Origin of the sequence: Novosphingobium sp. TCA1 (assembly GCF_009811895.1) — a bacterium.
Lineage (GTDB): Bacteria > Pseudomonadota > Alphaproteobacteria > Sphingomonadales > Sphingomonadaceae > Novosphingobium > Novosphingobium panipatense_A.
Map to the genome: position 1 here is coordinate 116,570 of NZ_BLJH01000014.1, position 14,505 is coordinate 131,074.

Here is a 14,505-nt window from a genome sequence, read left to right on the forward strand (position 1 = left end):
CGCCTTTTGCACGAAAGCAAACCGTGAGGAGCAGGGAAATCTGTTCGTTTCGGCCCGGTCGGCGGGCGGGTGGCATTGCCGTCGCTGGAAAGCCGGGGCGCCTTGTTGCGTGATTTCGAACAACAATATTACAGTGTAAAACGATGGAAGGAATTTTTCCTAACGCGCGGCTTTCCATTCGGCACGCTTTCCTCTAGGCGCGGCCATCATGGAACAGCCATTGCTCAAGATCGCTGCGGAGCCCGAAGAGGCCACGCTGACTGCCGAAGACGTTCGCGCGGCGGCAGAGCGGATTATTGGCAAGGTCGTCCGCACCCCGACGCTCCATTCCACCACGCTGAGCGCGATCACCGGCGCGGATATCTGGCTCAAGTTCGAAAACCTCCAGTTCACGGCCGCCTACAAGGAACGCGGCGCGCTCAACGCCCTTCTGCTTCTGGACGAGGCGCGCAAGTCGCGCGGGGTGATCGCCGCTTCGGCCGGGAATCACGCGCAGGGCCTGTCCTATCACGGCACCCGGCTGGGCGTGCCGGTGACGATCGTCATGCCGCGCACCACGCCGACCGTGAAAGTAATGCAGACCGAAAGCGTCGGCGGCAAAGTCGTGCTGGAAGGCGAGAGCTTCGACGAGGCCTATGCCCATGCCCGCAAGCTGGAAACCGAACTAGGCCTGACGTTCATCCATCCTTTCGATCATCCGCACGTGGCAGCGGGGCAGGGCACCGTCGCGCTGGAAATGCTGGAGGACGTGCCCGATCTCGACACGCTGGTGCTGCCGATCGGCGGCGGCGGTCTTGCAACGGGGATGGGCACCGCGGCCCGCGCCATCAGGCCGGACATCCGCCTCGTCGGCGTGGAGGCCCAGCTCTACCCTTCGATGTACAACCTGCTGAAGGGCACCAGCCTGCCGATCGGCGGAGACACGCTGGCCGAAGGCATCGCCGTGTTCTCGCCGGGGCAGTTCACTTCCACGATGCTGCGCGACTTGCTGGACGAGTTCCTGCTCGTCAGCGAATCGGGGATCGAGAGCGCGCTGGCGCTGCTGCTGCAGATCGAGAAGACCCTGGTGGAAGGCGCCGGGGCCACCGGCCTCGCCGCCGTCATGGCGAATCGCGAACTGTTCGCCGGGCGCAAGGTCGGCATCGTGTTGTCGGGCGGCAATATCGATACCCGCCTGCTGGCGAACGTGCTGCTGCGCGATCTCGCCCGCTCGGGGCGCCTTGCCCGCCTGCGGATCGGCCTTCAGGACCGCGCGGGTGCGCTGTTCAAGGTCGCCAAGGTGTTCCACGAGCACAACGTGAACATCATCGAGGTCTTCCACCAGCGCATCTTCACGCACCTTCCGGCCAAGGGCCTCGTCACCGAGATCGAGTGCGAGGCGCGCGATAAGGACCAGCTCGACGCCCTCGTGGCGGCGCTGCGCCGCGAAGGTTACGAGGTGAAGCAGGTCGAAACAGAGTAGGTTTCCTGCGAATCGCCTGAAAGCCCTCTACAATAAGGCGGCGGGGAGCATCGACTTCCCGCCGCTTTTTGCGTGCTGGGTACATGCTGATGGGGCGTCATGGCGGGGAGGTGCAAGTTCGGGCGTTAACTGTAAGCGTGGATTCTGCTAACCTTCGCCCGCGAGAAAGAACCAATCCGGGACAACCGGGCGGAATCACCGCCCACTTGGTCCCGATTCTGATACGGGTCGGGCTCGTTTCGTGGTTAAAACGCTTTCAACCGGCGCATGGGCTGGCATATTCAGGACTAACAGGAAGCTGCGTCGCCATCGCCGCAAGGTTCCAGCAGGTTAGAGGATCGATTTCTTCCGTGACGGCACCCGTTCGTTTCCCCCGGTTCTTCGTGACCAGCCCGGCTCCGTGCCCCTATCTGCCGGGGCGTAGCGAGCGGAAGGTCTTCACCGAACTCAAGGGCCCTCACGCCGATTCGCTCAACGATGCGCTGGGGCGCATCGGTTTCCGTCGCAGCCAGACGGTCGCCTATCGCCCGTCCTGTCTTGACTGCAATGCCTGCATCTCGGTCCGCGTGGTTGCCGAGGAATTCCAGCCGTCCTCCACCCAAAAGCGGCTGCTGAAGCGCAACGGCGATCTGGTCGCCACGGTCTGCCGTCCCTGGTCCACCAGCGAGCAGTTCGACCTCCTGCAAAGCTATCTCGCCGTTCGCCATCCCGAAGGCGGCATGACGTCGATGGACGAAGTGGACTTCGCCGACATGGTGGAGCACACGCCCGTCACCAGCTACGTGATCGAATATCGCGAACCCTCGGAAGACGGCGTCACCCCCGGCCGCCTCGTCGGCGCCTGCCTGACCGACCGCCAGTGCGACGGGTTGTCGATGATCTACAGCTTCTACGATCCGCATCACGAAGGTCGGCAGGGGCTGGGCACCTACATCATCCTCGATCACATCCGCCGCGCCACCGAAATGGGGCTGGCCTACGTCTATCTCGGCTACTGGGTCGAAGGCGCGCCGCGCATGCAGTATAAGGTGCGCTTCCGGCCCATGGAAAAGCTTGGCCGGGCCGGGTGGGAGCGCATTTCCGCCGCCGAGCACGACCGCCTGATCGCCGCCGCCGTAGCCAATCCGCGCAGCCGGGATGAAGTGAACGAGGGCGCGCGCAAGGACGGCGTACCCTCGATCACCCAATAGCGCAGAAGACCCGGGATCAGCCCGAAGCGTAGAGCGCAGCCTCTTCCGCGCGGCGTTTCTTCAGTCCTTCCATGACCTTGCCGTCGTTGTAGATCCATTGCCCGAACTGCGCGGCGGCCTCGGCAAAGCGGCCTTCGCGGTGCAGCCGGGTCAATGTGGCCTTGGCGACGGCGCCGGTGTTGTAGTGAAACGATACCAGGGCATCGAACTGGCGGGGCGATGTCTCGGCGCCGCCGAGCGCCGCGATCACCTCTTCCACGTAGCGGACGATGGCGCTGTCGAAGCGGGCGTCGCACTGGGCCTGAGTCCAGATCGTGCCCGGCCCGATGTCGGGACCGGTGGAGCCCCAGCCGATCGTCCACGGCGTGCCGTCCCTGCTGCCGGGATCGGGATAGGCGTCGAACCGTCCGTCGGCGCGCCTCTTGGCGCAGCCTTCCCATTTGTGGATCAGCGCCCGCCCGGCAGCCCCGAGCGCAGGTCGGGGCAAAACCTCGGCGGTTGGCGATTCGCTTAGGGCCAGATCGATCGCGCGGTCGAGCGCGGCGACCTCTTCGGAGGTAAATCCGCGCCTGAGCAGAAGGCGCACTTCGTCGAAAATGGGCTTGCGATAGAGCATCGGCCTCTCCTTGGTTGAGGACAAGGCCGATCAAGTAAGCCGGAAGATGGGTTGTAGGAAAACGGTTTCTTTTGGCGAAACCGTTTTCCCTGACCGGATCAGACGTCGAGATTGGCGACGTTCAGCGCGTTTTCCTGGATGAAGTCGCGGCGCGGTTCGACCACGTCGCCCATCAGGCGGGTGAAGATTTCGTCGGTGACGTCGGCGTCCTCGACCTTCACCTGGAGCAGGGCGCGGTTCTCGGGGTCGAGCGTGGTTTCCCAGAGCTGGTCCGCGTTCATCTCGCCCAGACCCTTGTAGCGCTGGATCGAGAGGCCCTTGCGGCCTGCTGCCAGGACGGCGTCGAGCAGCTGCGAAGGGCGGCTGATCGCGTCGGCGCCGACGACCGGACGGGTTGCGGGAGTCTCGCTCTCGTCCTCGGCTTCAGCGGCTTCGGTGACCACTTCGGTGCCGGCACGCACGAGGCGGGCGGCTCCGGCGTAGACTTCGGCATTCTCCGCCGCCAGACGGGCCAGCTTGCGGGCTTCGGCACTGGCAAGGAACCCGGCCTCGATCTTGTGGTGATCGGTCACGCCGCGCCAGAGGCGCTCGATCTCGAGATTGCCTTCCTCGGTGACCCGGGCGGTCCACTTGGCTTCGGGATCGCCAAGGTCGAGCCAGGCGGCGGTCCGCTCCAGCGAGGCCATGCGCTCGGCAGGCGACTGATCCGGGGTCAGCGCGCCGGAGAGCGCGAGGGCCTCGATGATGGTGGGATCGAAGCGGCGCGGCACGAAGGCCATCAGGTTGCGCAGGCGGATGGCATGTTCGACCAGGCCTTCGAGGTCCGCGCCCGTGCGCGCCCCGCCGGAGGTTTCGAGCACGCGGCCGGAAAGCCCGGCTTCGACCAGATAGCGGTCGAGCGCGGCATTGTCCTTGAGGTAGACTTCGCTGCGGCCCTTGGCGACCTTGTAGAGCGGCGGCTGGGCGATGAAGAGGTGCCCGGCGCGGATGATGTCCGGCATCTGGCGATGGAAGAACGTCAGCAGCAGCGTGCGGATATGCGCGCCGTCGACGTCGGCGTCGGTCATGATGACGATCTTGTGGTAGCGCAGCTTTTCCAGGTTGAAATCGTCGCGAATGCCCGTGCCCATGGCCTGGATCAGCGTGCCGACTTCCTTCGAGGAAATGATGCGGTCGAACCGCGCGCGCTCGACATTGAGGATCTTGCCCTTGAGCGGCAGGATCGCCTGGGTTTTGCGGTCGCGGCCCTGCTTGGCGGAGCCGCCTGCCGAATCGCCCTCGACCAGGAACAGTTCGCACTTGCTGGGGTCGCGTTCCTGGCAGTCGGCCAGCTTGCCCGGCAGCGAGGCGATGTCCATCGCGCCCTTGCGGCGGGTGAGTTCGCGGGCGCGCTTGGCGGCTTCGCGCGCCGCGGCGGCATCGACCACCTTCTGGATGATGGTCTTGGCGTGGCCGGGGTTTTCCTCCAGCCATTCGCTCATCTTGTCGGCCATCAGCGATTCGAGCGGCTGGCGCACTTCCGAGGAGACCAGCTTGTCCTTGGTCTGCGACGAGAACTTGGGATCGGGCAGCTTGACCGAGACGATCGCGGTCAGGCCTTCGCGCATGTCCTCGCCCGAAAGCGAGACCTTTTCCTTCTTGAGCAGGCCCGAACGCTCGGCATAGCCATTGAGCGTACGGGTCAGCGCGGCGCGGAAGGCGGCGAGGTGGGTGCCGCCGTCACGCTGCGGGATGTTGTTGGTGAAGCAGAGCACGTTCTCGTAATAGGAATCGTTCCATTCCAGAGCGACTTCCATGCCGATGCCGTCCTTGTCCGCGCCGATCGCGATCGGTTCGGGCATGAGCGCCTGCTTGTTGCGGTCGAGATACTTCACGAAAGCGCCGATGCCGCCCTCGTAATAGAGGTCGTGCTCGACGGGTTCCTCGTGGCGATTGTCGCGCAGCTTGATGCGCACGCCCGAGTTGAGGAACGCGAGTTCGCGGTAGCGGTGTTCCAGCTTGTCGAAATCGAACTCGGTGACGTTCTTGAAGGTATCGGTGGAGGCCAGGAAGGTCACGCGGGTGCCCTTCTTGAAGCCGTTGTCGTCCGGGTTCTCGCTCGCCTTGGGGGCGGGGCCGCGCACTTCCAGCGGGGCCACGGCATCGCCATGGGCGAACTTCATCCAGTGTTCCTTGCCCTCGCGCCAGATCGTGAGTTCCAGCCATTCGGACAGGGCGTTGACCACGGAGACGCCCACGCCGTGCAGGCCGCCCGAGACCTTGTAGGCATTGTCGTCCGAGGTGTTCTCGAACTTTCCGCCCGCGTGGAGTTGGGTCATGATCACTTCGGCGGCGGAAACGCCTTCCTCGGCATGGATGCCGGTGGGAATGCCGCGGCCGTTGTCTTCCACCGAGACGGAGCCGTCGGCGTTGAGTTCGATCAGCACGAGGTCGCAGTGACCTGCCAGTGCCTCGTCGATGGCATTGTCGGAGACTTCGAAGACCATGTGGTGCAGGCCCGAACCGTCATCGGTATCGCCGATGTACATGCCGGGGCGCTTGCGGACCGCATCGAGGCCCTTGAGGACCTTGATCGAATCCGCGCCGTAGCTGTTCTGGTTCTTGCCGTTGTCGGAGGAGCCGTTGCCGACGGTGCTGTCTTCGGTGCTTGCCATGGCGAGCATATAGGGTTTGACGGCCGCAAACCCAAGCAAAAGCGGCCCCGCTGCGGTGCTTTTCCACAAGAGACGGAGCCTCTTGCGCCGCTCCGCCGTCTGGGCGCGTCCAGTTGCGTGTAGCGCATGGTGAACCTCAAGGTCCGACTATGAAACAGGCAACAAAAAAGGCGGCCACTAGGGCCGCCCTTCATGTCTAGTCGGAATGCCGTGGCTCAGATGAGCGTCACGGCAAATGCCAGAGCGCTCACACCCAGCGCTGCGGCAAAACCGAACGTCTTTTCGACGATGGTCATTGAAATGCTCCTGCAAACATTCTTGTTTTATTTTATCGCATGCATGGCTCTTTTCGTCGCTCATGCTGCAAGTGCGAGATAGGATGCTTTGGAATTTTCGCAACGTCAAAAGCAACAATATTTCATGCAAGTTTCGCAACTGCATTCCGGCTTTTCGGAGAAGCTTGGGAAATGGGCCGGGCGTGGTTGCGGATACTGGACACCTGCCCTGTCCCGCTATAGTGGCCGCCCATGACTAATCAGACTCCTGGCCAGACTACGCAGCCGTCCGATTCCATCCTGATCGTCGACTTCGGCAGTCAGGTGACGCAGCTCATCGCCCGCCGTGTGCGCGAAGCCGGCGTCTATTCCGAAATCGCCCCGTTCAACGCCGCGAAGGAAGCCTTCGCCCGCATGAAACCGGCCGGCGTGATCCTTTCGGGCTCGCCCGCATCGGTGCTGGACGAGAACGGCCCGCGCATCCCCGCGGAAATCCTGGAGAGCGGCTTGCCGATGCTCGGCATCTGCTATGGCCAGCAGTCGCTGATGCATCAGCTGGGCGGCGAAGTGCTCTCGGGCGATTCGGGTGAATTCGGCCGCGCCTTCATCGAAATTGGTGACGATTGCGCACTGTTCGACGGTCTTTGGGCCAAGGGCGAAAAGCACCAGGTCTGGATGAGCCACGGCGACAAGGTGACCAGCCTTGCTCCCGGCTTCCGCCCGGTCGCATCCAGCGAAGGCGCGCCTTTCGCCGTGATCGCCAATGACGAGAAGCGCATCTACGCGATGCAGTTCCACCCCGAAGTCGTGCATACGCCCGACGGCGGCAAGCTGCTGAAGAACTTCGTCCGCCACGTCTGCGGCCTTGCCGGCGACTGGACCATGGCCGAGTTCCGCAAGACCAAGATCGACGAGATCCGCGCGCAAGTCGGCAACAAGCGCGTGATCTGCGGCCTTTCGGGCGGCGTCGATTCGGCGGTGGCGGCACTGCTCATCCACGAGGCGATCGGCGACCAGCTCACCTGCGTCTTCGTCGACGGCGGCATCCTGCGCATGGGCGAGGCCGAGCAGGTCGTCAGCCTGTTCCGCGGCCATTACAATATCCCGCTGGTCCACGTCGATGCCTCGACGCTGTTCCTCAAGGGTCTTGAAGGCGTCACCGACCCCGAAGCCAAGCGCAAGTTCATCGGCAAGACCTTCATCGACGTCTTCGAGGACGAGGCGAAGAAGATCGGCGGCGCCGAGTTCCTGGCCCAGGGCACGCTCTATCCCGACGTGATCGAATCGGTTTCGTTCACCGGCGGTCCTTCGGTGACGATCAAGAGCCACCACAACGTCGGCGGCCTGCCCGAGCGCATGAACATGAAGCTCGTCGAGCCGCTGCGCGAACTGTTCAAGGACGAAGTCCGCGTGCTCGGCCGCGAACTCGGCCTGCCCGAGGTCTTCGTCGGTCGCCACCCGTTCCCCGGACCGGGCCTGGCCATCCGCATCCCCGGCGAAGTGACGCGCGAACGCTGCGACATCCTGCGCAAGGCCGATGCGATCTACCTCGAGGAAATCCGCAACGCGGGTCTCTACGACGCGATCTGGCAGGCCTTCGCGGTGCTGCTGCCGGTCAAGACCGTAGGCGTGATGGGCGATGGCCGCACATACGACAGCGTCTGCGCCCTGCGCGCCGTAACCTCGACCGACGGCATGACCGCCGACATCTACCCCTTCGACGCCGCTTTCCTCAGCCGCGTCGCAACCCGTATCATCAACGAGGTCAAGGGCATCAACCGCGTGGTCTACGACTACACCTCGAAGCCGCCCGGCACGATCGAGTGGGAATGATCCGCTTGCGGATATGAATAGAGAAAGGGCCGGCTTCCTTTGCGAAGTCGGCCCTTTTTGCGTTCGGGAGGCGGGATTACAGCAGGAGGTCGGGTCCTTCGAGCCTGAGCAGGAAGGCCTTGGTCTCCAGCCCTCCGGCAAAGCCGGTGAGCGCGCCGCTGCTGCCGACGACGCGGTGGCAGGGCGCGATGATCGAGATGGGGTTGCGGCCGTTCGCGGCGCCGACTGCGCGGCTGGCGGTGGGATGGCCGAGGGCGAGGGCGATGTCACGATAGGTGCGGGTCTCGCCGAAGGGGATGGTCAGGAGCTGCGACCACACGCTTTTCTGGAAATCGGTGCCTCTGAAATCGAGGGGAAGGTCGAAGATCCGGCGTGTTCCGGCGAAGTACTCATCAAGCTGAATCCCGGCCATGGCGAGAATCGGGTGGTCCGGGTCGTCGCGGGTTTCCTCGAGCCTGACGTGGGTTCTGACGCGGGCGGGGTCGTCGTTTTCCCAGAGCACGGCGACGAGGCCCGTGTCGCTGGCGATCAGCGTCAGTTCTCCCACCGGTGAGGGCAGCGTGCTGCGGGCCAGGGCCATGTGCGGTGTCCTTTGCTTGCGACGGCGCGGCTATTGCAGGTACTGGGGGGCAGGTACAGGGGGGAAGCGTGTCGCGCCCTTTGCAGGAGCACGAGGCATTGCACATCGCCGAAGCGCAGGCGCCCGACCGGGACGTAGTGATCGCCTTGTGGCGGCGGGCCGGACTGACGCGGCCCTGGAACGACCCTGACGCGGATTTCGACTTGGCGCTCGGTCATGAGGGCAGCAGGGTACTGGTCGCGCGCGAGCGAGACCTCGCCGTCGGCACGGTCATGGTCGGTTTCGACGGGCATCGCGGCTGGATCTATTATCTGGCCGTGGATGAGCCGTACAGGCGGACCGGCATCGCGCGAAAGCTGATGCGCGCCTGCGAGGAATGGCTCACTGCGCGTGGATGTCCCAAGGCCCAACTGATGGTGCGTCTGGAGAACGAAGCTGCGATCGGGTTCTATGCGGCGCTGGGCTACGAGAAGCAGGACGTTGTCACCTTTGGGCGGCGCCTGCAAGCGCCCTGAGCGAGCGGCGAAGAAATGGCCGAACCTCGCGGTCCGGCCATTTTTCGCCCGTTTTCTCGCGACTGTTACTTCGCGGATCGTTACTTTGCGGTCTTGGGCTTGGTGTAGGGAACGAAGTCCTGCAGCGAGACGAATCCGTTCCACATGCTGGGCATCGTCCGGTCGCGCAGCTGGATCGTATCGAGGCGGCAGAGCTGGCTCGAATAGAGCTTCGTCACCAGGATATTGTCCGAATCGAGATTTTCCGCGTTGTTCGGGCGGTTCACATAGTAAGTGCCGCCCACACGGTAGACGATCGCCGTCTTGTCGATGATCTGCGTGTTCTGCGACTGGTTGAGCGGGATGCAGCTCACCGGTTTGCCGGCCACGCGGCCATCGAGGATCTTGGCGAGTTGCTGTTCGCCGGTCAGCTTCTGCTTGGCGGACACGGTGGGCGCGGCGAGCAGGCTGGCCGCGATCAGCGTGGCGCCGACGACATGCTTCAGTGACATGGTCTTTACCTCACTTTCCCAACCCTAGATCGCTTCTATGCCACGTTTCGTCTGAACATGGGCTGAAATTATTCGGGGTGTTGAGCGGCCGTGAGGTCAATAACTCAAGCCGTGCCGCCGACGGTGATGCCTTCAATCAGCAGGGTCGGCTGGCCGACGCCCGCAGGTACGCTCTGGCCGCCCTTGCCGCAGACGCCGACGCCGCGGTCGAGTTCGAGGTCATTGCCGATCCCCGTCACGCGTGTCAGCACCGAGGGGCCGTCGCCGATCAGCGTCGCGCCCTTGATCGGGGCGCCGAGCTTGCCGTTCTCGACCTTGTAGGCCTCGTTGCACGAGAACACGAACTTGCCCGAGACGATGTCCACCTGGCCGCCGCCCATCGATTTCACGAAGATGCCGTTCTTCATGCGTGAGAGCAGTTCGGCGGGATCGTCGTTTCCGGCCTTCATGAACGTGTTGGTCATGCGGACCTGCGGGGCGTGGGCATAGTTCTCGCGGCGGCCGTTGCCGGTGGGATCGACGCCCATCAGGCGGGCGTTCATGCGGTCCTGCATATAGCCCTTGAGGATGCCGTCCTCGATCAGCACGGTTTCCTGCGTGGGCGTACCCTCGTCGTCGATCGAAAGCGATCCGCGGCGATCCGCGATCGAGCCGTCGTCGACTATGGTGACGCCGGGAGCGGCGACGCGCTCGCCGATGCGGCCCGCGAAGGCGGACGTGCCCTTGCGGTTGAAATCGCCCTCAAGGCCATGGCCGACCGCTTCGTGCAGGATCACGCCGGGCCAACCGGGGGCAAGCAGGACGGTCATTTCGCCTGCGGGTGCGTCCACGCTCTCCAGATTGACGAGCGCCTGGTTCAGCGCGGTATCGATCGCGCGGTTCCAGTTCGCGGGGTCGAACAGCGAATCGTAGAGATGGCGCCCCCCCATGCCGAACGAGCCGGTTTCGCGGCGGCCGTTGCTTTCCGCGACGATCGAGACGCTGAGGCGCACCAGCGGGCGCACGTCGGTGGCGATGAAGCCGTCGGGGCGGACGATCTCGATCACCGACCATTGGCCGGTCAGGCTGGCGCTGACTTGCGAGACGCGCGGGTCGCGGGCGCGGGCGGCGGCGTCGATCGTCTCCAGCAGCTTCACCTTTTCCTCGAAGGGCACGAGGTCGAGCGGGGAGACGTGGGTATAGAGGTGACGGTTGCTCTTCTGCGGCGCAGCGGCGCGCATCGGGCCTGCCGGGTCGAGCAGTTGCAGCGTCTCGCCCGCGCGGCGGATGGCGGCGGGGGAAATCTCGTTGGCATGGGCGAAGCCGGTCATCTCGCCGGTGACGCCGCGCAGGCCGAAACCGGCATCGCGCGAATAGTCGGCGGTCTTCAGGCGACCGTCATCGAAGCCGAAGGCCTCGGTAGCCATGAACTGCATGTAGAGTTCGCCGTCCTCGCAATTGCGCAAGGTCTCGGCGGCGAGCGCCTGGGCGTCCTCGGGCGAAAGCTGGCGGTAGAGGAGCGAGCGCGGATCGGTGATGGTCATGCCCCCCGATATAGGCCGCGCGGGGCGAGAGGCAATTTTTATCCGGGCTCTCGCCCGGAAGCGGCACCGGCCCCTAAGTCTTTCAGGCGCCCCCACCCGACCTCCCATCTAGGATACACTGAATGGGAGGTCGGGTGGGGGCGTGGGCCGGTGCCGCAAGCCTTCGACGGATGTCGAAGGCGTACCAAACGAAGACTCCGCCGGTGCCGCTTCCGGGCGTGAGCCCGGACAAAAACTCAGGCCAGCCCGAGGAACAGGCCTGCCAGCGCGGCGCTCATCAGGTTCGACAGGCTGCCCGCGCAGAGCGCGCGGACGCCGAGGCGGGCGATGATCGGGCGCTGGTTGGGGGCGAGGCTGCCGGTCACGGCCATCTGGATGGCGATGGAGGAGAAGTTGGCGAAGCCGCAGAGCGCAAAGGTGACGACGGCGACGGTGCGCGGGGACAGCGCGGTCATTTGGCCGAGGTCGATGAAGGCGACGAACTCGTTGAGAACGATCTTGCTGCCGAACAGGCTCCCCGCCTGCATCGCCTCGTGCCAGTCCGGCGTGGCCAGCAGGTAGAAGACCGGGGCGAAGATGTAGCCGAGCAGGCCCTGGAAGGTCACGCCGCTGAAGCCGAACAGGCTGCCGACCCAGCCGACGAGGCCGTTGGCCAGCGCGATCAGGGCGACGAAGGCCAGCACCATGGCGCCGACCGCGACGGCCAGCTTCACGCCGGTCTGTGCGCCTTGCGAGGCGGCCATGATGATGTTGGCGGGCTTTTCTTCCTCGTGCTCCACCGCTTCCGGCTCGTCGATGTGGACGCCGGGCAGGTGGGTCACGTCGGCGCGGTTGAGCGCGGCGGCGGCGGCGCCTGCGGGGGGCAGGGTGCTTTCATGGACGTCAGGCTCGTCCGCGGAGACGTCCTTGACGGGGATGGGGCGCGGGTCGGGCATGATCATCTTCGCCATGAAGATGCCGCCCGGTGCCGACATGAACGCGGCGGCGACCAGATAGTCGATGCGGATACCCATCGAGGCATAGGCGGCCAGGATCGTGCCTGCCACGCCCGCAAGGCCCACGCTCATCACGCAGAACAGCTGCGAAGGATTGAGGTTGGCGAGGTAGGGCCGAATCACCAGCGGGGCCTCGCTCTGGCCGACGAAGATGTTCGAGGCGGCGCAGAGGCTTTCGACCTTGCTGATGCCGGTCAGCTTCTCCAGCCCGCCGCCGATCCAGCGAACCACCAGCGGCATGATCCTGAGGTAATAGAGAATCGAGATCAGCGAGGCGAAGAAGATGATCACCGGCAGGGCGGAGATGGCGAAGCTGTGTCCGCCGATCTCGGGGCTGGCGAGCGGGCCGAACAGGAAGTCCACGCCCGCATGGGCATAGCCGAGCAGGCTTTCCACGCCGGAGGCCGCGCCGCCGAGCAGGTCCTTGCCGAGCGGTACGTAGAGCACCAGGGCAGCAAGACCCGCCTGAAGGGCGAAGGCGGCACCCACCACGCGCAGGCGGATGGCCCGGCGATCGGTGGAGAGCAGGAAGGCGGCGACCATGATGAGAACGATGCCGAGCAGACTGTAGGCGACGTGCATCGTCCCCAATTCTCCGAAAATACGTGCTGAATCTGTGCGCAAACCTAAAGGGGCGCATTCGTGACGGCTAGTGCAATTGTTCCAAGCCCGTTAGAGCATCGCCATGGAACCGCAAGCCCCGGCAAGCGCGCAGTCACGCGCGATTCTCATTCCCCGCTCTATGTTCGTCTTCTCCACGCTCTACGGCGGGCTGGTCGTTCTGGCGGGCGTGCTGGGCATCAAGATCGCCTATCTGGGCCAGTGGCCGGTGCTGGGCGACCTTGCGGTAGAATCGGGAATCTTCGCGTTTCTGCTGCTTGTCGTGCTGTCGAGCGCGGTGGCCGAGCTGCATGGCACCGCGGTCGCCAATCGCCTCGTGCGGTTCGGTTTCATCCCGCTGATCGTGTCGATGACCTTGCTGACCCTGGTCATCCACGTGGTTCCGCCTGCCCCGTTCTGGGACGACCAGGAAGCCTATGCCCGCCTGCTGGGCCAGGGCGCGCGCATGCAGTTCGCCGGGCTGGTGTCCTACGGGGTGTCGCAGACGCTCAACGTCACTGTCTTCTCCCGGCTTTCCGCGGGGCGCGAGGGCCGGATGCTGATGCTGCGGGCCTGGATCGCCAGCCTGCTGTCGCAAGTGGTCGACACGCTGATCTTTATCACGATCTCCTTCGCGGGCGTGCTGCCGATCTGGGACATCATGGGCGGCCAGATCATCGCCAAGCTGGTGCTTTCGACGATCATGGTGCCGCCGTTCATCTGGCTCTTCGTGAAGCTCGGGCGCAAGCTGGACGGGGAGTGACCGGCTCGCGGGGGCGGCCCGTGGGATCAGGCAGCGAAATAATCGGTCGTATTTCCCAGAAATTGGGGTTCAAATCCTGATCAAGGGGTCTAATAGCGCCCCATGCCGATTCCGCACGATCCCGCCATGCTCTCGAAAGCCGAGACGCTCGTCGATGCGCTGCCCTACCTGCAGCGTTATGCCGGTCGCACGTTCGTCGTGAAGTACGGCGGCCATGCCATGGGCGACCCCGAACTGGCACGCGATTTCGCGGAAGACGTGGTCCTGCTCAAGGCGGTGGGCATCAATCCCGTGGTCGTCCACGGCGGCGGCCCGCAGATCGGCGCCATGCTCAAGACCATGGGCGTCGAATCGCGCTTCGTCGATGGTCTGCGCGTGACCGACAAGGAAACCGCGAAAGTGGCCGAGATGGTGCTCTCGGGCGTCATCAACAAGGAAATCGTTGGCTGGATCGCCGAGGCCGGTGGCAAGGCCATGGGGATTTCCGGCAAGGACGGCGGTCTCGTCACGGCCCGGAAGGTGCAGCGCACCGCGAAGGACCCGGACAGCAACATCGAACGCGTCGTCGATCTCGGCTTCGTGGGCGAACCCGGCCATATCGACACCAGCGTGATCGAGACGATCTCGGCCGCGGGCATGATCCCGGTGATCGCGCCGATTGCGCCGGGCGAGGACGGGCAGACCTACAATATCAATGCCGACACGATGGCCGGTGCGGTCGCGGCGGCGCTCGGCGCCTCGCGCCTGTTCCTGCTCACCGACGTGCGCGGCGTGCTCGACAAGGACGGCGAACTCCTGACCGACCTGAGGCCGTCCGACATCGTTCACCTGCAGCGCGACGGCACGATCTCGGGCGGCATGATCCCCAAGCTGGAGACCTGCATCCACGCGGTCGAGGCGGGCTGCGAGGCGGCGGTCGTGCTTGACGGGCGGGTTTCCCATGCCATGTTGCTGGAAATATTCACGCAGGAAGGCGCCGGTACGCTGATCCGGGCAGGCTGAACCGGA

Annotated in this window: 12 protein-coding genes; 6 read left to right on the forward strand and 6 right to left on the reverse strand. The window is 64.7% G+C overall.

Annotated features, from left to right (window positions below):
- The first annotated feature begins 208 nt into the window (after nucleotides 1-208).
- Nucleotides 209-1,462: a threonine ammonia-lyase gene (locus NTCA1_RS16425; RefSeq protein WP_086493052.1), complete on the forward strand. Its 1,254-nt coding sequence runs from the start codon at nucleotides 209-211 to the stop codon at nucleotides 1,460-1,462.
- A 350-nt stretch (nucleotides 1,463-1,812) separates the two neighbouring features.
- Entirely contained in the window at nucleotides 1,813-2,652 is an 840-nt protein-coding gene (locus NTCA1_RS16430; protein ID WP_133084802.1) for an arginyltransferase, read from the forward strand.
- A gap of 16 nt (nucleotides 2,653-2,668) precedes the next feature.
- Here NTCA1_RS16430 and NTCA1_RS16435 read toward each other — a convergent pair whose 3' ends face one another.
- Entirely contained in the window at nucleotides 2,669-3,268 is a 600-nt protein-coding gene (locus NTCA1_RS16435; protein ID WP_133084801.1) for a lysozyme, read from the reverse strand.
- A gap of 98 nt (nucleotides 3,269-3,366) precedes the next feature.
- Nucleotides 3,367-5,922, reverse strand: coding sequence for a DNA topoisomerase (ATP-hydrolyzing) subunit B (gene gyrB, locus NTCA1_RS16440; protein ID WP_133084800.1), 2,556 nt, complete (start codon nucleotides 5,920-5,922; stop codon nucleotides 3,367-3,369).
- A 527-nt stretch (nucleotides 5,923-6,449) separates the two neighbouring features.
- Between gyrB and guaA the strand changes: the two genes are divergently transcribed.
- On the forward strand, nucleotides 6,450-8,030 hold the full coding sequence (gene guaA, locus NTCA1_RS16445; RefSeq protein WP_133084799.1) for a glutamine-hydrolyzing GMP synthase: 1,581 nt from the start codon (nucleotides 6,450-6,452) through the stop codon (nucleotides 8,028-8,030).
- Between the two features lie 76 nt (nucleotides 8,031-8,106).
- On the opposite strand, the gene NTCA1_RS16450 is transcribed toward guaA, so the two are convergent.
- The gene (locus NTCA1_RS16450; protein ID WP_133084798.1) at nucleotides 8,107-8,610 is read right to left on the reverse strand and encodes a methylated-DNA--[protein]-cysteine S-methyltransferase; all 504 of its coding nucleotides are present in this window, start codon (nucleotides 8,608-8,610) and stop codon (nucleotides 8,107-8,109) included.
- Between the two features lie 68 nt (nucleotides 8,611-8,678).
- On the opposite strand from NTCA1_RS16450, the gene NTCA1_RS16455 reads away from it, so the two are divergent.
- Nucleotides 8,679-9,125 carry a GNAT family acetyltransferase gene (locus NTCA1_RS16455; RefSeq protein ID WP_236549382.1) on the forward strand — a complete coding sequence of 149 codons (447 nt, stop codon included), beginning with the start codon at nucleotides 8,679-8,681 and terminating at the stop codon, nucleotides 9,123-9,125.
- A gap of 80 nt (nucleotides 9,126-9,205) precedes the next feature.
- Here NTCA1_RS16455 and NTCA1_RS16460 read toward each other — a convergent pair whose 3' ends face one another.
- The 3 genes from NTCA1_RS16460 to NTCA1_RS16470 form a co-directional block, all read right to left on the reverse strand.
- Nucleotides 9,206-9,616, reverse strand: a complete 411-nt coding sequence (locus NTCA1_RS16460; protein ID WP_374705194.1) for a hypothetical protein — start codon at nucleotides 9,614-9,616, stop codon at nucleotides 9,206-9,208.
- Between the two features lie 104 nt (nucleotides 9,617-9,720).
- Nucleotides 9,721-11,139 carry a metalloprotease TldD gene (tldD, locus tag NTCA1_RS16465; protein ID WP_133084797.1) on the reverse strand — a complete coding sequence of 473 codons (1,419 nt, stop codon included), beginning with the start codon at nucleotides 11,137-11,139 and terminating at the stop codon, nucleotides 9,721-9,723.
- Between the two features lie 236 nt (nucleotides 11,140-11,375).
- Nucleotides 11,376-12,716, reverse strand: coding sequence for a NupC/NupG family nucleoside CNT transporter (locus NTCA1_RS16470; RefSeq protein ID WP_133084796.1), 1,341 nt, complete (start codon nucleotides 12,714-12,716; stop codon nucleotides 11,376-11,378).
- A gap of 103 nt (nucleotides 12,717-12,819) precedes the next feature.
- Here NTCA1_RS16470 and NTCA1_RS16475 point away from each other — a divergent pair, with 103 nt between their 5' ends.
- Nucleotides 12,820-13,497, forward strand: coding sequence for a queuosine precursor transporter (locus NTCA1_RS16475; protein ID WP_086493553.1), 678 nt, complete (start codon nucleotides 12,820-12,822; stop codon nucleotides 13,495-13,497).
- A 102-nt stretch (nucleotides 13,498-13,599) separates the two neighbouring features.
- Nucleotides 13,600-14,499, forward strand: a complete 900-nt coding sequence (argB, locus tag NTCA1_RS16480; RefSeq protein ID WP_133084795.1) for an acetylglutamate kinase — start codon at nucleotides 13,600-13,602, stop codon at nucleotides 14,497-14,499.
- Nucleotides 14,500-14,505 lie beyond the last annotated feature (6 nt).